Consider the following 20,406-nt stretch of genomic DNA (forward strand, 5'->3'; position numbering starts at 1 on the left):
CTCTTATTTGATTATTAAGTCAATCATTGAATTCAATCAATGAATTCAATCAAGGAATTCACAGAACCCGTAAACAAGAAGGCGTCAATAAAAAACCTACGCGTAATTCAATCAACCTACTACGATTAAAGCAGAAAGGAACCCGTTTCAATATCGCTTGCTTTCAGATCTGGATGACCAAGCAAAGTAGCGATCAAAATTTTCGCTCCACCGCCACTGCCATCCGCATCAAAATACAAGCTGCCGGATGTACGATCATAGATAAAATAATCGTTGTTATCGACTGCGGCAGTACCTGCAACAAAGAAGTTAGGATCAAGTGGACCGCTCAGAGGGATAAAGCCATTCAGGGGATTTAATACACTCAGCTTATCGACGCCAGACACAAAATCAACAATCGTATTCACCGGCTGTACAAAAGGACCAAACGGGATGACGTGATAATCGTTCAAGATAAATGTATCTGCGCCATACCCACCGGCCAATACATTGTTGCCTGTGCCGCCATTGAGTTGATCGTCGCCATCGCCGCCGAACAAATGATCATTACCATCTTCACCCATGAGTGTATCGTTACCGATGCCGCCGTACAGGTAGTCATTACCATCTTCACCGAACAACACGTCATTGCCAGCATTGCCGTAAATAATATCATTACCGGTTGTGCCTACAACGAAATCATCACCGTTGGTCAAATACTGGGTTTTAGAAACTTTTGGCATAATTCTTCCTTTTCGTTTTTAACTAATTCATGTTCTTTGAAAACAACAGTGATATTCAATTAGCGTATTGCTATTAAACCGGAATGTATCCCGTTTCAATATCGCTTGCTTTCAGATCTGGATGACCAAGCAAAGTAGCGATCAAAATTTTCGCTCCACCGCCACTGCCATCTGCATCAAAATACAAGCTGCCGGTAGTACGATCATATATAAAATAATCGTTGTTATCGACTGCGGCAGTACCGGCGACAAAGAAAGCCGGGTCGATCGGACCTGAATGCACATTGATACCTAGCACAGGATCCATAACGCGCAACTTATCTACACCTGAAACGAAATCGGCAATCAGGTTCGTTGGTTGCGTGAATCCCCCAAACGTAATGACCTGATAATCATTCAAGATAAATGTATCTGCGCCATACCCACCGGCCAATACATTATTACCAGTGCCGCCATTGAGTTGATCGTTGCCGTCGCCACCGAACAGATGGTCATTACCATCTTCGCCCATGAGCATATCGTCGCCAATGCCGCCGTACAGGTAGTCATTACCATCTTCACCGAACAACACGTCATTGCCAGCATTGCCGTAAATAATATCATTGCCGAATGTGCCTGTAACGAAATCATCGCCGTCGGTCAAATACTGGGTTTTCGAAACTTTTGGCATTATTTTTCCTTTTCGTTTTTAACTAAATTGTTCTTTTTGAGTAAATTTTTTGAAGCAGATTCTTGCGTGAATGATTGAATCAAATTTTGATTTAACCGCATACCTCGCCCATGATAGCGAATCAAGAACATTGGTCAAGCGAAACTTTGCAAATCGTCACAAGCTTTGGCGAATTTCCGACACAAATGCACAGGAAATCACGACTTGTGAGGATGCTTTTCAATTCATAAATTTTTGGAATTTATTTAAAATCAAAACAATTCAATAGCATTGTTTTACTGGCTACTTCATCCAATCAAATTTTAAAATCTCGCCTTGCGGGTCGCCCAGCATTTGTGCCAAATCTTTGGTGCCGACAAACATGGGTTTCTCTGCGGCTTTGGCTTGCGCAGCGGTAGCAACTGCTTGATGACGCTTTAATAATTCAACCAAAACGGTGACACGCGTCATCGATAGCAATTGCGCGTACGCAATCGCCAGGGCGTGATCGCGATGTAATTGCACCAAAGTCGCATCGTCGACCGTGCGCAAGGCTTGTTCATCAATGCTGAATAGACCTGCTGGAACGGTCGTCGTGTTCTCGGCGGTGATGCCGGCGGTGTTCATGATCGGCGTCCACGGTTTGAATAAATTCGCCGCCGCCAAAGAATTGACTGCAGTCTGCGTCAGGGTTTGTTTGATCACGATGTCTGACAAAAATTGGATCACTTGTTTGAGAGTTTCTTGCTGCGCACCTGCGTCATCAAAAAAGCGAAGTTCGCCTTGATTCGCATCGGGATTTTCGCGATACAGACCACTCGCGTGATCAAAGCAGAGTTGGAATTGCTGCTCGGTAGCGGATTTTGCGCCCGCAGCCTGCAAACTAAATGGATATGCACGCAAATGATTCGGCAAATATTTGCCGCCCCAGCGACCTTGCTCGTCGACTAAGAGATTGCGTCCATCTTTAAAACCGGTCACAGCGACCAGCACAAACATGCCATCTGGCATTTTGGCAAACGCCAAGGGCAAACTAGCGACTAAAGCGCCTATTTCAGAGATCTGTATCGGCAGCGCTGGTTGCTCTTTTGCGAAGAGATAATTGCTGACCGGACGAAAACCATGTTGAACCCCGGTGATGTGATCAATTGCCTGAATAGTAGGTGTCATAAATAAAAATATCGATAGTAAGAAGAAAAATACAGCTCTCATAAAGAGAAACCCCCCGAATCCGGCCGGATCCGAGGGGCTTCTCACTGTTAGAACCTGAAAACGTCTCAGGTTCCGTGCACTACATCAACTTAAGCCATGATGTCAGTGTGTGTGAAGTTAGCTGCAGTAATACCAACCAATTTCACTACACCGTCAACTGTACCGTCGCCGTTTGCATCGAAGAACAACACGCCGTAACCACTCGCGCCATTAACTGATGTCAAGTAGTACTGAACCACATTTGGACTTGCACCGAATGCTGCATTTGCTGCTGCCAAAGCAGTAGCGTAATCTGCAACACCAGCAGCTTCAGCGTAGTTCGTCAAGCTACCGCTCAACAAGTTCAAGTCAATCTTATCAGTACCTGACAAGAAGTCCGTGATCACGTCGGCAGTTGCGATATCGAACGCACCAGTTTCAGAAGCACCAGATCCACTGAAGCCGCCTTTAGTGATAGCAGAAGCTGAGAAGCCACCGTTATCAGCAACTGCATCAGTAACTGTTACAACGTTGCCCAACACTGTCGCATTAACGTCAGCTTGTGCATCAATTGCAGACTGGAAGCGAGCAGCAATACCACCTGCTGTTTCGAGTGCCAGAGCTGTCAACGTGATTGCTGTGCTAATTGCTGCACCTGCTGGTGTAAAGGTGAATGTGTATTTCTCACCTGCTACCAACAGATCACCTGCTGCCGTACCAACAGTCAAAGTCTGAACTTGAGCAACGTCAGCGCCTGGACCTGCTGTTGCAGTGAAGTCAATTGCCGCGAGTTCTACAGCTGTTTCGTCAATCGCTCCAATTGTAATGGAGTTGCCTGTCGCTGGTTCGATAGTAACGATTCCTGAACCACCGCCTACTGGGATTGCCGTGAAGCCTGTCAATCCAGAGAACGCTGCTGCAACTTTCGCGGCCACTTGATCTGGAGTATCAGTAGCAACCAATGCCACGTTCAGACCAGTTGCGACTGCACCGTTGACAGAGTAATTGACCACCAAAATACCAGACTGAGTTGGACTGCCTGTGAACGTGATGTTCTCACGATCATGGCCAGGTGTTGTCGTCAATGTCGTCATTACCAATGGAGTACTTGTACCCACGATGAACTCAAACACGTCAGCACCCAAACCACCGGTCATTGTGTCAATTGCCAACGCTGTAGTTTGATCTTTGTTGCCGCCACCGATGATATCGGCGAATGCACTACCAATCAAAGTATCAGTACCAGTTGCAGTGTCTGCGCTACCCAACAGGCTGTAACCCTTAGTACCTGTCGCCAAGCTCATATCCACTTTGCTTGCTGGTGCACCGATATCTACTGTCAAGTTCACAGTACCACCGTTGTTAGCGGATGCTGCTGTCGCTACGAAACCACGTACACCTGCAGAGATGTCGTTAGTCAAACTAGCATTAACAGTTGCACCAGCAGAAACTACCAACACGTCTTGCTGTGTGCCAGGAGCAACTTCGCCGATCAAGCCAACGATAGTGTCAATGCCAACAGTAATGTTGTGTGTCACGATACCGCTGAAAGCAGATTCGTCGATTGTGTCATTGCCACCATTACCAGCCACTGTTGCGTCTTTCGTGCCTGTCAATGTGATTGCGTCATCATTTGCAGAACCGATTACTGTAGGACCAGACAACACTGCTTTGCCACCGATAGAACCGATGTTGGAATCGCCCAAAGTCAAGGACAAAGTTGCATCTGTATCGAAGCCAACTGCTGGATTAACGATCAATGTCGCGCCAGAGATGTCTACGATAGCTGTTTGCAAATTAGCGCCCAATGCCAAGTTAGAAGCATTACCAACCAGTTTCACTGTACCTGCACCGAAGATGTTCACGCCAGCCAATGCCAATGTATCTGCTTGAGCAGGTGTCAATGTCAATGTTTGACCTGTTTTAACTTCGATACCAGCTGCAGAGTTCATCGTCAAGTTGATCAATGTCAAATCGATAGAGCTTTCGATGACCAATGGTACGTTAGTCAATGTCAAGAATGAACCAGTTTGCAATACCAAACCAGCGCCGAAGGCCAAGAAGCTGCCTGCTGCTGCTGTTGTGTAATCAAACACCCAATGGCTGCCTGTCGTCAATGTTGGCGTACCTTGACCAGCTACTGCTGCCAATGTTGCTGTAGTTAAGCCAGCACCAGTAACGAATGTGAACGCTTCTTCACCAGACGCTGCATCGTACTTCGTCAAATTGCCGCCTTCAGCCACATCATCTGTGCCATCAATGCTAGACAATGTACCGAGGTTCAATGTGCCGTCGTAGTTCGTGACTTTGATATCACTCAATTCAGCACCTGCTACACCAGCGTTGACTACTTTGCCTAACAAATCGTTAGAACCCAAAGTGATCGTTGCTGTTGCGTTTTTGCTGACTGCATCGCCTTTGATTGTGAATGTTTCGGCTTTCGCGTTCAAATTCACTGCTGGGCTTGCACCTGTGATTGCCAATGTGCCTGCGAAACCAGTTGTGCCATCAGTACCTGTTGGAATGATGTCAGTCAAATCGATAGTCGCTGCTGCAAAGTCTGTATCCATGACATTCAAGGACTTCAACGTTACATTATTTGCGCCATCTAATTTCAACGTAGCAGTGTTGATCGTTTTTGCTGCAGGAGCTTCTGCATCAAATGTGATCGTACCAGCTACCAAAGCAGCACCTGTCAATACATTCGCAGTGTGATCTGTGTTGTTACCTAGCAAATCAGCGCCTGTCAACATCGTGACTTCTTTGAGATCCAAGCCATTAGCTGTACCAACAGCGATGTTACCGATTGTATTCACGCCAGTTGGGCTGACATGTTTAGTTTCATTGAAGCCCCAACGTGCCAACAAATCGCCTGTGTCATCCGCCAATACTGAACGGATAGTCAAAGAGTCAAAGTGGATAGATGCTGGTGCAACATCTGGTACTACCAAGTTGTCGATTTCAATGTTACCAACAGTCACTTGACCACCCATACGGATGTCGAGAGATTGGATATTCTCTAAACGATCAAGATCGCTGAATGCCAAATTCGCTACATTGGTGAATGAAGCCAATTCGATCACACGATCAACGCCTACTGAATTATCCAAAGCTGCTGCCAAATCTGTCAGGCTATGGAAGTCAACACGCAAGATTTGTGTTGGCAATGATGTGAACAAGTTCTCAACGTTTTGGTTAGTGACCAATTGTTCTGGGAAGAATACACGACCCAAGTTCGCTGCATAGCCATTGGTATTCACTGGACCAGTTACGCTTGTGAACAACCAAACCACGTTAGTAGAAGTTGATGGATTGAGATCCAGAACATCTTGAACAACCGTGATCTTATGTGCTGCTTGTGCAACGTTTTGCATTTGGATAGTTTGACCACCCAATGTTGAGTTATCACCACCAACGTCGAACAATTGAACAGTGAAGTTACCCAAGTTAGTAGCAGCGTTCAACGTCACGTTTGCTGCGTGAGTGATAGCGTTGCTTTCTTTCAAGGTTACAACACCAGCAACTTCAACCGCGATGCCGCTCAAATCAACTGCTGCAGTGCTCAGATCAACGATGTTGACTGTACCGTTAGTCAATGGGTTGCTGTCCAAGTCTGCGCCAGCAACAATGTGCAAGCCGTTTGCTTGTGCAGCAGTCATTTTTAATGTGACGCCATCTTTCAATACGATGTTTTTCAGACCTGTGATGCTCAATGTATCGAGCAATGTGAAGTCAGTATTTGCATCGATGTACAGCGTTGCATTAGCACCCAAATCGATAACCAAGGCATTGGACTCAGTTGCGCTTGCCAAATCGAGGCCGTTACCGTAAGTATTCGCACCTAAGTGGAACTCACTGCCAGCTGCTGCTTTAGACAAGTCAAATTTCCATTGTGCTGCATGCGTTGCCGCTGCATCCAATGTGTCGCCACCGAATTTCAACTTCGTCACGCCTGTACCAGATGTGAATGTGAAGTCTTCAGAGTCAACATCAGTGATATCGCCCAAGGACAAGTTACCTGACAAACCAGAAGCGTTCAATACGGACAAAGTTGCGCTTGTGATACCTTCGCTCAAAGCACCTTTAGTATCGAACACAACATTACCTGTACCAGACATGTTGATTGTTTCGAGGTGACCATCGCTAGAGATAGCAGGTGTGTTACCTGTCACTGTCAATGTGCCGCCGCCTGTCAGGTTATTGACGATGTTCAATGTCGCGATACCGTCATTTGTGCCATCGATTGTGCTCAAATGCGTCATTGTGACGTTTTTCGTACCAGTCAATGTCAAGCTTGCTGTGTCGTCAGTTGTATCTGTTCCAGCGGATTGGAACGCGATGTCACCAGTGATCACCAAGTCTTGTTTCGCATCGATCGTTACTTTCAACAAGTTGTTTTGACTTGTTGCTGGAGCACCGATTGCTGGAACAGTTGTCACGCTACCAGTGATGGTATTGACTTTTGCGCCTTCAGATACGATGGTCAATGTATCGAAGAACTTCTGCGTCATCGTGCCTGTCTTGTCGGTACGTGTTGGGATACGCAAGTTGCCGTTCAAATTGACGTCGCCTTCTAAAGACAATTTCAAAGAACGTACTTCGTCAGTTGTATCCCAGTCATTGAATACCAATTGAGACGGTGTTGTGATACCAGCTTCGATCACTACAACGCGATCTGTTGCGAACAAATCAACGCCCATTGCCGCTGCATCTTGATACAGACGCAATTCAACTGCGCTTGCCAAATCATCGATTGTGTATTCTACGTTCGAATGAATTGCTGTGAAGAACGCTGCCAAAGCTTTCAATGTTGTAACACTGTAGTTCTTCGCATCGATCTGATTCAAGCCAGTTACCGCGCCAGCACCGAATGTGTACACGACTGTGGAGTTTGCACCACCAACAACATGCAAGCCATTCGCTTGTGCGTAAGTTGTCACGCCCAATGTTTGACCAGCAGTTAAGTTGAAGTTTGCAGTATTACCTACACCACCAACAGCGATGTCGGAAGTGATTGTGTAACCTGTGCCTGAAACAAACTTACCAAGCATGACAGAAGCGTCTTTCAACGTCACATTGACAGTTGCATTATCTTGTACACCAGCGAGGCTGAAACCAGCAGAACCGCCAACTGTCAAAGAGTCATCCTTGTTGACATCTGCTTGTGTCAAATCAGTGATGTTCAATGTGAACTTGTTGCCGTCAGTATTGTTACCGTTAGTATTCACACCAACGATAGTGCCTGTGCCTTTCAGTTGTTGGAACTGAGCTGCTGTCAGGTTCAATACAGAGCCTTCTGGTACGTAGATTGTTTGTACGCCAGTCAAGTTTGTCGCAGCATTCAATGTTGTTGTACCTGCAGCAACTGTGACTGAATCCAGAGAAATACCGGACGCCAAAGATGCTACGTTGAATGCAGTGCCATCCAAACCAACGATGTTCAAGTGCGCTGTTGTGAGGACGTTTGTATCTGCTTTGATGTTAGCTGGAGTCAATGTATTGAATTGCGTCATCGACAATGTTGCTGTCGCGTTGCCATCCAAAGTCAATGTGCTTACGCCTGCCAAGCTGTCACCAGTGAAGTCATATGTCGAAGTAGAAGTCACTTTTACAGCGATCTTGCTACCTGAGAATGTCAACACGTCTGCGTCTGGTGTTTTTGCAGAGTTCAAAGTAACAGAAACTGTGCCTGTACCAGTGTTGTTGATCGTCAAACCATCAACGTCTGTATCGCTAGTGTCTACTTCGCCCAAGCTTACATTCTTCGTACCAGTTACGTTCACAACTGCTACCGCTGTAGAGTCGTAAGTTGTGTAAGCTGCACCATCATTGACGGAAGAGAACTCGATGCCGTTAACACTCAATGCTTGATCTGCATTGATGTTCACTTTCAACAAGTTGTTGTCAACGTTGCCGCCGAATGCAGAGAACGCAGTGATTTTGCCGCTAATGATATTGGCTGGATCGAAGGAGTTCGCGTTACCCGCTGTACCTGAAGAGTTGATTGTCAATGTATCGAACAATTTCAACTTCAAGCCAGTTGCTTTATTGTGTGCATCGAGAACGATATCGCCGCCAACGTTCACGCCACCTTTCAAGTTCAATGTCAGGCTATGCAACTCTTCTGTGTCAGCAGCTGGATTGAAAATCAAGCGGCCAGCTACAGTTGATCCTGCGTCGACAGTCACGATTTGATCAATTTGCGTTGGTGCATTGAGGCTGTCTGTTGTGATCTGTTTAGAAACACTACCCAACAAGCCTGTGAATACGCTGTCGATATTGAAACCAGCGATTGCGTCTGCCGTTACTTTCAATGTGGAAACATGGAAGCCAGATGCATCGATGTGTGTCAACCATGTTGCTGGATCTGTTTGCGTAAAGATCAACGTGCTGTTTGCACCGCCATTGATTGTCAAGCCATCAGCTTGAGTAATCGTTGGCAAGGAGAGGGTCATGCCAGCGCCCATGTTGACAACTTTGAAGAAACCCAAACTGTCGCCGCTTTCCAAAGCAACGCTTTCTTTCAACGTGATGGAACCAAAATTAACACCTGTGATGGTAGCCAAATTGAAAGCGCCAATTGCATCGATATCTGCTTGTGTCAAGTCAGTAATATTGACAGTACCTTTAGTAGCAGTACCTGAACCTGTGATACCACCAGCTGGTGCCAATTGCAAGAATTGCGCAGCTGTCAAGTTCAATGTCGTGCCATCTGGAACTGTCAAGGAGTTGATACCTGCCAAGCTAGTTGCGCTGTTCAGAGTAACAACTGGATCGTTCGCTAATGTCAAACCAATTGTGAACTTAGCAGAGTAATCTGCAACTGCAAATGCTTGATTAGACAAACCGACTAAGTTCAATGTTGCACTTGCACCAGAAACTGTCAGGTGAGAAGCACCCAATGTTGTTGCTTGTGCCATTGTCAAAGACAATATTTGCGCACTAGACACTGTGATGTCAGTCACACCAGTCAACACGTCAGCTGTCATATCACGTGTGGAAGTCAAGTTCAACTTGATGTTTGTGCCAGTGAAGGACAATGCATCAGCTGCTTGAACACCAGAACCGATATTTGCTGTAACAACGCCTGTACCTGCGTTATTGACTTTCAATGCAACAACGTCGGCATCGCTTGTATCCAAGTTACCCAAGCTGACGCTCTTCGAACCGTTGATTGTCAATGATGCTGTTGCTTTGGAGTCAAATGTTGTTGTTGCCAAGCCATCGTTATGAGAGCTGAACACGATACCGCCAGTGATCTTCAAAGCTTGGTCAGCATTAACCACAACGTTCAACAGATTGTTTTCTGTTACGCCACCAGTACCAGCACCAGTAATAGTACCGTTGATGATGTTAGTTGCGTCGCCAGAGTGAACGTTAGTTGCTGTACCAGTAGAGTTGATTGTCACCAGTTTCAAACGTGCCATAGCATTATCGACAACGTCTTTTGCACCTGTACGCAAATCGATACCACCATCCAAGTTCACGCCACCGTTCAAATTCAATGTGATTGAATTCAATTCAGCAGATGTGCTAGCTGGGTTCAATGTGATGATACCAGCCGCAGTTGTTACACCTGCGTCGAGGTTAACCACTTGGTCGATCAAAGTTGCGCCAGCAGCGTTGTACACCACTTTAGTGACAGTGCTCTTCAAGCCAGTCAAGATTTGGTCAATGTTTTGACCTGCTACCAATGTATCCAACATCTTGATTGTTGTAACGTTGAAGCGTGATGCGTTGATAACGTCAGAACCGTTTGCATTCAAAGCACCAGTGTTGAATGTGCTGTCTGTGAAGACGATTGTACTGTTTGTACCACCGTTGACAGTGATTGCAGTTGTGCTCAGTGCTGTACCACCCAATTGCGCTACGCTTGGTGCTGTCAATGTCATGTCGTTGCCCAAGTTCAAAGTCTTGAATGCAGCGAATGTGTCAGACGTACCTAATGTGACGCTTTCTTTGAATGTGATTGAACCAGCCAATGAGCTGACGTTACCCAAACGTACCAACAAGCCATTTGTTACGTCAGCTTGTGTTACGTCAGTGATGTTCACACGACCAGCACCAGAAACTACGGCTGCTGAATTTGGCAACTGCATGAATTGTGCTGCTGTCATGCTCAAAGTTGTGCCAGTAGGGATTGACAATACTGCCACACCTTTCAGGCTTGTTGCTGCATTCAATGATGTTGTGCCAGCTGCTACAGTTACTGTGTTGATTGTCAGACCGCTGCTGAAGCCAGCTGCGTTAAATACTGTTGCGCTATCCAAGCCATTGAAGTTCAAAGTTGCTGTGTTAGATGCCACTACTTTTGCAACATTGATGTTCGCTTGGCCAATGGCTGTTAATTCTGCAACAGACAATGTCAATATTGAGCCGTTTGCGAGTGCTACAGATTTAACATTGGTCAAAGTTGCAGCAGACAAGTCGTTAGTGCCGGTAGTTGTCAAATTAACACCACCTGCGCCACCGACGATAGAGCTACCGTAGTCACCGCCCAGAGTTGCGCTGATTTGAACATCGCTCAAGGTCAAGTTTGCAACACCAGCGCCACCAACGAAGGACACTTTGTGATTACCTGGATCAACCAAAGTTGCGCTGAATGCACCAGCTACGCCGCTTGCATCGATCAATGCCACGCTTGATGGCAATGAAGAAGTAACAGCAACGTCTTCTGTACCAACGAATGTCAATGTAGATAAGCTGTTACCACCAACAGAAGCGATAGTTGCATCACCTTGTGCAACATTGATAGTTACTGTAGATGCGTTGTTCAATGTGATACCACCAACACTGAATTTGCGCTCTGTACCAGTTGTCGTTGTACCGAGTTCTACACCAGCGTTGTTGATGTCAACAACTGCAGTTGCATTAGAACCGTAGAAGTTAGCAACGATATTACCAACATCAGATGTGTCTGGGCTGCCATCAACTTTCATAGCTTGGCTTGCATTTGCATAGCCGTCGCCTTCTAAGACGATGTGCGGAGCAACTGCACCCCATGGTACGCTGTTCAAAGTCAGTGTATTACCAACGTTGCCTTTCAAACCGATGAACTTGACATCTTTTGTCAAATCGCACAGGTTGATTGTCACTGAACCAGCTGCATCACCGAATTGGCCGTCAACTGAACCGTTTTCGCCGTTTGCATTACCAGACTTAGTATCGATACGAGTAACCATGAAAGTTTCAACACCACTAGTGTTCAAACCTTGGTTGATACCTGTGCTACCAACGTCACCGTTCAAAATAACATCGACACGGTTGCCAGCTTGGCCGTTACCGCGAATAGATTTAACGTCTTGGAAGTGATCCAAAGTCAAGCCAGTTACTTTGCCAGTTACAGCAGAGAAATCGACTGAGAATGCATCAGTTTCATTGTTGACATCATCTTTGCCGCTCAAGGAAACTTCGCCACCCAGATCAACAACGCCTGTGAACTTGATGTTTTGTGCACCGATCAATTTCAATACTTGCGCTTCAGTCACCAAATTAGCTACTGTCAAATCTGCAGTTGCTGTTGCTGAACCCAAAGTCATTGAGTCTTGCAATGGACCTGTTGTTGGACGCTCGTAAGAACCGTCACGGATGATAGTAACGTCTTCCGCACCGTACAAGTTACCAGCAGAAATTGTGCCGCCGTCGATTACCAAGTAGTTATTGCCACTGTTGAATGGGTCGAAGTTTGCGCCAGCTTGATTGATGATAACTTTACCGTTCAAGCCATCTGCACCAGCGATACCGCCAATTGCAACGTATTTGTGCAATTGTTCAGCTGTCAATGTCAATGTTGCGCCGTTATGCAATTCGAAGTTCAAACGTACGTTTGCGCTCAAATCTTTACCGTTCAACAAATCTGTCAACACAACATTGGAGTCAACAACGATACGCAGATCTTCTGTCGCACCGTAAGAAGCATGCCATGTGCTGAAAGCATTTGCACCGATTGCTTTGAATTGATCATCAGTGATTGTCAATTCTTGCTTCATCGTTACTTTAGTGATGCCAGTTAAAGTAGCTTCGCGCAAATCACTATTGTTTTCTACAAACATCGTGATGTTAGAACCAGTGATGCTGGAACCTTCCAACGCTACAACGCCTGCGCTCAAACGACCCAGATTCAATACGTTAGTACCTGTACCCAGATCTAATTTCAACAATACGCCGCTGTTAGCGATAGTGCCTACGAAGTCTGTACCGTTGTTGTCGCTGCCGTTGTTGTCGCCGTTCAGGAACGTGTTGTTTGTACCATTGATAGTAACAGTGTCGTTACCTGTACCAGTAGTTACAGTAACGTCTGCACCAGATACAGTCACTTTGTTCGCGCCATTACCTGCATCGATCACCACTGCTGTACCGCTAGCTTGTGTTGTCAATACTTGGATAACGTCATTGCCAGCGCCAGATGTTACGGAAACATTTGCGTTTGCCAATGATGTGTCAGCGATGATGTTGTTGTTACCATCACCAGCACTGATCGTCACGTTAGTACCATTCAATGCGGAGATAACATCGTTACCTGTGCCTGAAGTGATGCTTACTGTTGTGATTGCAGAACCGTTACCGTTTGCAGTAATTGTGTTATCACCGTTACCAGCAACAATCACTGACTTGAATGTGCCAGAGCTTGTGTAGTTAGTTGTGATTTCGTCGTCAGCTGCTGTACCAGTGATTTTCACGTTGTAGTGATTGTTCAAAGTTACATCGAGACCGCCTGTGTTAGCAGATGCATTGATCACTGCTGGACGACCTGAGTTGAAGCTTGAGAACAAATCTTGATCAACGCCAAATACGCCTGTGCCCTTGATTGTCATGTTGCTGACAGAACCACCAGCGAAGAAAGTATGGAAATGATTTTCGATACCTTGGCTGTCGATGTTCAAGCTAGAAGCATTTTGCAACACGTTGATTGGTGCAGTAACATCACCTACTGCCAATTCCATGTTCAATGTGCCAGTTTGGCCAACGCCGTATTGAATCGTTGTAGAACCGCCGCCGAAGTTGCCTTCCAAACGCAAAGTTGCGCCGTTGCGTACGCCAACGATAGTCAAGTTACCAGAATCTACACTTTGATCAGTAACAATCAACTTACCTTTAACGCCATTGACTGTGTTGCCCAATGCAGTTGCACGGCTCAAATCGATCCAGCTGTCGTTAGTTGTTTGTGTACCTGCAGGAACTGGGAAACCAGAATTGTTGGTATTTGTGTTTTCCAGATTGCCTGAACCTTGACCGTATGGTGTGGTGTAGAAATTTGGCAAATCTGTTACACGAATTTCTTGAATATTCAAGAGTTGTGTAGGTTGTGCGTATGTACCTTTTGCATCGATTTCGAGTACATTGAAACCAGCACCACCGTCGATGTAAGCTTGATGCAACAACTCTAAACGACCAGCAACGATAACGTCGTCACCCAAAGTTGTGTAACCTTCTTCCAAAGTGCCACCGTTGTTTGCTGCTGGTGTCAATTTGATTGGTTGCAAGCTTGATTCTGTACCAGAAGTTGCACCGATAACTTTTTCGAACAAACGTGTGTTACCGTTTTTGTCGAACAACAAATCGTTCAAGAACTTGAAGTAAGCTTCGCCCAATTTAACTTCTGCGTTCAGGCTTGTGCCGTCAGCGAAGCTGATTGTCAATGAGTTGCCAGAGCTTTGGTTTGCATTGTTGCCAGAACCATTTGTATTAGCACCACTGGACAATGGATTGCTCAATGTCAAGCTTGTTACGTTTTGGAATGGATCTTTGCCGTCAGCATCGATCAAGCCCAATTCTTTTAAATCTAAACCAGTGATTGTCAACAAGAATGATTTCAAGTCTTCAACTGGGATACCGCCAGTGCTTGGAGCACCAGTGCCGCTATTGCCTGGAGCGATTGGGTTGTAGCCCCAATACACAACTTTAGTACCTTCAGAACCAGATGATCCTGGAGTGTAGCTTTCAGTCAACGTGAAGATATGTGTTGGATCTGCATAAGCTTTTGCTGCTGCAGCGCCAGTTGCACCTGGAACAACCATTGCAATAACGTCTTTGGCAACTGTTGCCATTTTATCGACCAAGGCTGCTTGAATCTTGGCATCGTCTGCCTTCTGCACGCCATAGTACAAAGCTACATCAACTTTGTTCGCTAACAATGACTGAGATTTGATTGCATCTGCATCAGTACCGCTGTAGTTAGAAACAGCTGTCAACAATTCAGTAATGACTGTACCTACTGCAATTGCTTTGGAAGCCGTCGTACCTGTTGTAGATTCAGTGTTCAGACGTGCTGTCCAATACGCCAAACCTTGTGCATCTGCTGGGCGGCCCAATACGTTTTGGTAGAACTTAGCAACGATTTCTTGGTTTGTGAATGTGCTTGGATAGTAATCGCGCGCTGGGGCAACGTTAAACATGTCTTGTGCAATTGTTTGAAACGATTTGCCTGCTTCCAATTGCTTAGCCCAGTAGCTCAATCCTTCTGCTTCAGGCGCGCGGCCGAAAAGCGAGACGTACAATTGAGCAACTTGCGTGCGCATTTGTGTAGTAACAGCCATGTGTGTAACTCCTAAAAGGAAATTAATAAAAAAAACTGCTTAAAAAACAGCTTAAAAACAGCAAGTTCGCCTGTCGGGTTACTTGTCTTCTAGATGATAAAGAAACAGAATGAAAACAAATGTGATGCGTATCACATTTATTATCTTTTATCAGTAAAAACAACAGATTTACTTACTCTTACCGCCTAACAAACTTTTTAGTTTGAAACTTGTATGCGCAGTAACCGACAATTCTACTGCAGAACTTGCCTTGAATGTAAACACTTGTTTGTATTAACATTGTAAAAAAATACTTTTATCTAATATTTTTACTAATTATCAAGCGAGGCTTTTCAAAACCCTACTTTCAGCCCTAAATTAACAAGTTGACCAGACTGATTGAACAAAGACAAATTGGATTGAATGAGATTTTTTTCTATTTTGAATAGAACATTTACATTGGGATAAACGAGTGCGGAAAATTGCCAACCGTAACTTTTTCTAGTTAAATTTCTACGTGCATTATTTTCAAGTAAATCGCTGTAACCTTTTGCGTCTAAGGTCGAGGAAAAGTTCACACTTATCTGGGAATTGATTTTGTTGCTTATTGGCACACTTAATTGCAGCATCCATTCTTTGCGCTGGGAGTTGCCTCCTGCCCTGATGCCCGTTGCGTCGTCAATGCCAAAACGGGTAATCATGGATACCTGGATGTCCCGATCTATCAGTTCGGCATGACAGGCACCCGCCAATTGCATCCAAACAATATTAGCATTCAACGGCTGTAATGCAAGGTATCTTCGCAATTCCAATTCAGAACCAAGATCATATCGACAAGTTTTCCATTGGCGATCCCATGCGGCATTCAACCGAAGGTTATTTAATAGGCTTTGGCCTGATAATTGGCTGTGGTCTATATAGAGGCCAGTAGCGATAATGCCTTGACTGGTCCAGAATTGCCACCCAGCATTGGCCGATAACTCAGTGCTGGAGAAGGCCTTCTCTTGTTGATAGGTACGATTCTTTGCGCCAGCACCAACCTCGATCAGGTAATTCTCACCAGCGTATCGATAATTACCCGACACTGCGGCTTGTATAAATTGATCTGCGCGCGCCTTCAAACTCAAATCCAAAGGGAGATTAACTGTTTCACCACCAAAAGTTATGGGAATAGCACTCGATTGCAGCCCGCTGTTCGCATTCGAATCATGCCCCACCTGAAATTCAGCAAGCGCTTGCCACGGTTTGGGTGAATAGGATTTAAGTTCGATTCGCTTCTTATAAGCATCAATCAGTTTTCTGATCGCGGCTGGCGGCTGAAATTTCGTTTCTATATATTCGAAGTAACTCTGCGCGCTGATGACGTTTCCAGACTCGAATGTGGCGATGGCGAGATCCATCCACGCACCGGCATTATCATGATCAATCAAGACCGCCCGCTCAAACATATTGGCAGCGGCAACATAGTCTTTTTGTTTTAACTGCAATACACCAACCAAATTAAAGTACTCGGCGTCATCTTGATACGCTATCGATTGCGCATCCAAGATCTGAATCGCATCAGCCACCTTTGCTTGCATAAAGGATTCGTAGGCCGCTGGAAATGTTCTCAATTTTTGCATCAGAACATCGCTCGCCTGACTTGAGCTTTGGGCGTACGCCGAACCACACAGCGGACCACACCATGCAATCGTCAAACACCCCACCATCAAACAAATTCGAGAAATTTGGAAAATCGAAAAGTACATAAGCTATCTATAGAGTGTCATCGTTGTGCAATCGACGCGATTGCAGGGAGTGCGGCGACTGCGGCAATCTATCAAAGCGGTGCAAACACTTGAATTGATTGTGACCGACCACGAATTTGCGTTTGCCCCAAATGGCGGAGCTCGTTCTGTTCCAATTGTTGCGAGCATCCTTGCCCCAATAAAATATGCTCCTGGAATTGCGCTGCTAGGGCCTCTAAACGACTTGCCACCACCACGACATCGCCGAAGGCTGTGTAGGTCCGTCTTTGTTCTGAGCCAAAGTGTCCGACTATCGCCATCCCGGATTCAATGCCTATACTAATACTGACTGGCGGTACACCGAGTTGCGTACAAAAATCCGCCAAATTTTGTATACGTTGGTGCATTTCTTTAGCCGCCATCAATGCAGACCTCGCATGTTTGTCTACACTTCCAATGGTTTGCTCATTATTGCGCGCGACAACTTGTTCGTTAGGATTCCAAAATGCCATGACCGCATCACCGATAAATTTATCGATGGTTCCGCCGTGGTGAATCACCGCACTCGCCATTTCACTAAAAATTTTGTCCATGAGAACTGCGATCACTTCAGGACTCTGCGTCTCAACCAAACCAGTGAACCCTCGGACATCGGCAAACAAAACGGTAATCTCTCGGCGCGCCGCATCGATGCTGGTATCCATAATGCGCGGTGCCCGCACTGCATCATCGTGCTGATTAGTGACTTGTCTTGGTAAATAAACGCTCATCAGTTTTTGCAAACCAAAGTAGGCTGTATTTGATTTGTACAAAGCGAACAAAACATAAATCAAGATAGCGATAGGGGGGAAAATCAAGAATCCAAAAAGTGGCAGTAGCAGATTCGCAAACAAATAGAAACACAACGACAATACAAAACCACATCCACAAGTAATGATCAGCCAGGCTGGATAAATCAAGGAAGCGAGCAAGGATGTTTTCCAGCGCCGGTTTGCATAATTCAATAACAATAGGAGAGGGAAAAGTACACTCAAAACCAGCAGCTCAGCATACTTTGGTTGATAGGCAAAACTATCATCTAACATGGCTGACAAAATCTCCGCATGCGGCTCTAAGCCAGCGGCATTCGGGTTAATCGGCGTTGCGATAACGTCCGCCATACCCATTGCGGTAGATCCAATTAAGGCAATCGTCGAACGCAAATCTTGTACCTCGATTTGACGCCGCAGTATGTCCGTCGCCGAAAATGCGATCCAGTCAGTGGGAAGATGCCGGTAGGGAATCACTAGTAACCCATCTCTGTCTAGCGGAATGTGCGCAATCGCCGCATCACTACCTTCGCTTCCATCCAACACCAGTAATTCCCACGGCGAGGAGAAGATACTTGCGCCAGCTTGCAAACGCAATTGAGGTTGTTCAAGTAAGCCACTCATGATTGACGCTTCAAACAAGGGAACACACTTGATAGTTATTCCCGGGGCGCAGATCGCGCCAGGAATTTTTCGGATCGCGCCGTCGCTGTCAATCACTGGCGTGATATGTCCCACCCGTGTTGGTAAGATGGATGGATAATTACTCGTCGTCGCATGCCCAATTATTCGCGGCGCGTTTTTGGGGAATTCCGACCCGATCATTGAGGGCAAATCATAGCTGATTTGTGGCAAATTTCGGCTTTGTAAATCATAGATAACTGCACCAGTTACCGCTGATCTTGTCATCTGCTTTGCCAAAACATCATCGTTGTCGCGTGCCTCTGGAAAGACAATATCGAGTGCCACACCTGACACCTGATAATGTTCAATCAAACTCTCGAGCAATGCCGCGATTTTTGTCCGTGGCCAAGGCCAAGCACCTTCGACAGCGACACTTTTTTCGTCGATATCAATGAGGACAAGGCGGCGCTCTTTGTTATCTTGCGAACGTTGCCGCGCTTGATAACTGGTCCAGTTGATGGCAGCACGGAAACGCCAATCGCCGAGGAATTTCTCTATCGGCCCAGTAAATTCAGGAGAGAAATGGCCGGCAAAGACCACGACCAATAAGACACACAGTGAAGTCAAGAACCGGGTCTGTGGAAAACGCATAAATTGTTCAGAATAAAAAAATCAGGAGCGGACTCCTGATTTTCGATGGTTGTGCTGCGTAAGTAAATGGATTAAAAGTCACTTACTCATTGAACCCATCGGGTTGCACCAGTGACTATACCGCCAGAGGTTGTTCTCTGAAATATAAATCCAGCCTGGTCTGCACTTTTCGATAAAGATCCGGCCAAAATTGTCTCTGGTGAAGTTGTTTCACTCATAAACAATCCTTGGAGCGTAATTTCGCCAGTCGCACGAATTTCAGTTGGCACTAGACCTTTGACGTTGACTATTAGCGAAGTATCGAATTTCTTACGTCCAAAATCAATCGTCAACTTCGGGTCGGTAATATTGGCGACCGTCAAAGACCGGTCTGGATTCAACAAATACGACTCCGATTCCGCTAGGGAAAATTTAGCCACACCAGAACTAGGAACAAAGGCCTCGCCTTTTTCACGTAGCATGCCAAACACTACATTGCTAATCGTCACTTCGCGATCAGAGGTATTGACTGAATTAAAAGAACGTCCCTCATCTTCGGCAATCGCCCAGCGCCCCCACCAAATTCTGGCTGGTGCGGTCGGCAATGCGACTGGTGGTGGACCTTGCGTTATTTTATCAGGTGCAATTTCAGGAGGTTTCGCGTCTTTCACCAAAGCATCCACATGACTTTTCACCGTGGCGACCGCAACTGACTGGGCGTTGTCCTGACCATTTTCAGTAGCAGACGAATTTGAGCCCTTATTGGCCTTATCCACTGCAGGTTCTTCAGGGCGTGGGGGTGATAATAAATTGGGCGAATTTAAAGACTTCGCTGCCGGCACCAGTATAGGTGCTTCTTTACGATTACGTAATTCCAGATAGGCATCACGCATCGCCGATGTCAGCACACGAGCCGCATTGGAGTTACAAGGACCAAGTTCCGCGAACAAACATTCTTTGTTCAATGGCGTCATCACAATCGCACCACTTTGCACCATCACGCGAGTGACGTCGGCGCCAGCTTGCACCACAAAGTCTGTCCCGCGAATGCCAATTGCGGCCAAGGGCGTGTTTAGGCGAAAAGATTGTTTTGCTGACTGGCCAGCCTTACCTGTGATGCTGCGTACCGTGCCGGATTCGAGTGTGAACTTAACGCGACTGTCTTTCGGATTTTCTGCATCGTATTTGTACTCTTCGATACGAAAGCGGGACATCGGACGAATACTGACGAAAGCACCATCAATCATTTTCAAATGTACGTGACCATTCGCTCCAGTCAAAATGATTTGTCCGGCGGCGATTTGATCTCCACGATGAATTGCTTGATCAGGCGTCAAGGCTGTCGATACATTGGCGTCACCAATAACGAAAGAAACAGTGCCTGCACCAAGCTGCGCGTACGCCATGCCCTGTGTCAAAAACACCAAGACCGTCGCGAACATCCATTTATTTAATTTGAATATAAAATCCTGCATAGCACCTAATAACCTGTAAAACAGCTAAAATTCTTTTTGGCGAACGATGCTTCATTTGCCGCTT

At 45.9% G+C, this 20,406-nt stretch carries 7 protein-coding genes; all 7 read right to left on the reverse strand.

Features of this window, described 5'->3' with window-relative positions; all coding sequences use genetic code 11:
- Positions 1–125 precede the first annotated feature (125 nt).
- Positions 126–722, reverse strand: a complete 597-nt coding sequence (locus tag ACO0KW_RS10040; protein WP_423052938.1) for a calcium-binding protein — start codon at positions 720–722, stop codon at positions 126–128.
- Between the two features lie 73 nt (positions 723–795).
- The gene (locus ACO0KW_RS10045; protein ID WP_423052939.1) at positions 796–1,392 is read right to left on the reverse strand and encodes a calcium-binding protein; all 597 of its coding nucleotides are present in this window, start codon (positions 1,390–1,392) and stop codon (positions 796–798) included.
- Positions 1,393–1,674: 282 nt separating this feature from the next.
- On the reverse strand, positions 1,675–2,541 hold the full coding sequence (locus ACO0KW_RS10050) for a SapC family protein (protein ID WP_423052940.1): 867 nt from the start codon (positions 2,539–2,541) through the stop codon (positions 1,675–1,677).
- 131 nt (positions 2,542–2,672) lie between these two features.
- On the reverse strand, positions 2,673–15,098 hold the full coding sequence (locus tag ACO0KW_RS10055) for a DUF4214 domain-containing protein (RefSeq protein WP_423052941.1): 12,426 nt from the start codon (positions 15,096–15,098) through the stop codon (positions 2,673–2,675).
- Positions 15,099–15,430: 332 nt separating this feature from the next.
- A complete protein-coding gene (locus ACO0KW_RS10060) occupies positions 15,431–16,564 on the reverse strand; it encodes a hypothetical protein (RefSeq protein ID WP_423052942.1) in 1,134 nt (377 codons plus the stop codon).
- Between the two features lie 332 nt (positions 16,565–16,896).
- Positions 16,897–18,888, reverse strand: coding sequence for a CHASE2 domain-containing protein (locus ACO0KW_RS10065; protein ID WP_423052943.1), 1,992 nt, complete (start codon positions 18,886–18,888; stop codon positions 16,897–16,899).
- 86 nt (positions 18,889–18,974) lie between these two features.
- Entirely contained in the window at positions 18,975–20,342 is a 1,368-nt protein-coding gene (locus ACO0KW_RS10070) for a FecR family protein (RefSeq protein WP_423052944.1), read from the reverse strand.
- Positions 20,343–20,406: the final 64 nt, after the last annotated feature.

Source organism: Undibacterium sp. Ji22W, assembly GCF_049340305.1.
In the GTDB taxonomy this organism is placed as follows: Bacteria; Pseudomonadota; Gammaproteobacteria; order Burkholderiales; family Burkholderiaceae_D; genus Undibacterium.

Excerpts from the sequence above, each read along its gene's own strand:
- ACO0KW_RS10040 (WP_423052938.1), bottom strand. The coding sequence starts at position 722 with ATGCCAAAAGTTTCTAAAACCCAGTATTTGACCAACGGTGATGATTTC.
- ACO0KW_RS10045 (WP_423052939.1), bottom strand. The coding sequence starts at position 1,392 with ATGCCAAAAGTTTCGAAAACCCAGTATTTGACCGACGGCGATGATTTC.
- ACO0KW_RS10050 (WP_423052940.1), bottom strand. The coding sequence starts at position 2,541 with ATGACACCTACTATTCAGGCAATTGATCACATCACCGGGGTTCAACAT.
- ACO0KW_RS10055 (WP_423052941.1), bottom strand. The coding sequence starts at position 15,098 with ATGGCTGTTACTACACAAATGCGCACGCAAGTTGCTCAATTGTACGTC.
- ACO0KW_RS10065 (WP_423052943.1), bottom strand. The coding sequence starts at position 18,888 with ATGCGTTTTCCACAGACCCGGTTCTTGACTTCACTGTGTGTCTTATTG.
- ACO0KW_RS10070 (WP_423052944.1), bottom strand. The coding sequence starts at position 20,342 with ATGCAGGATTTTATATTCAAATTAAATAAATGGATGTTCGCGACGGTC.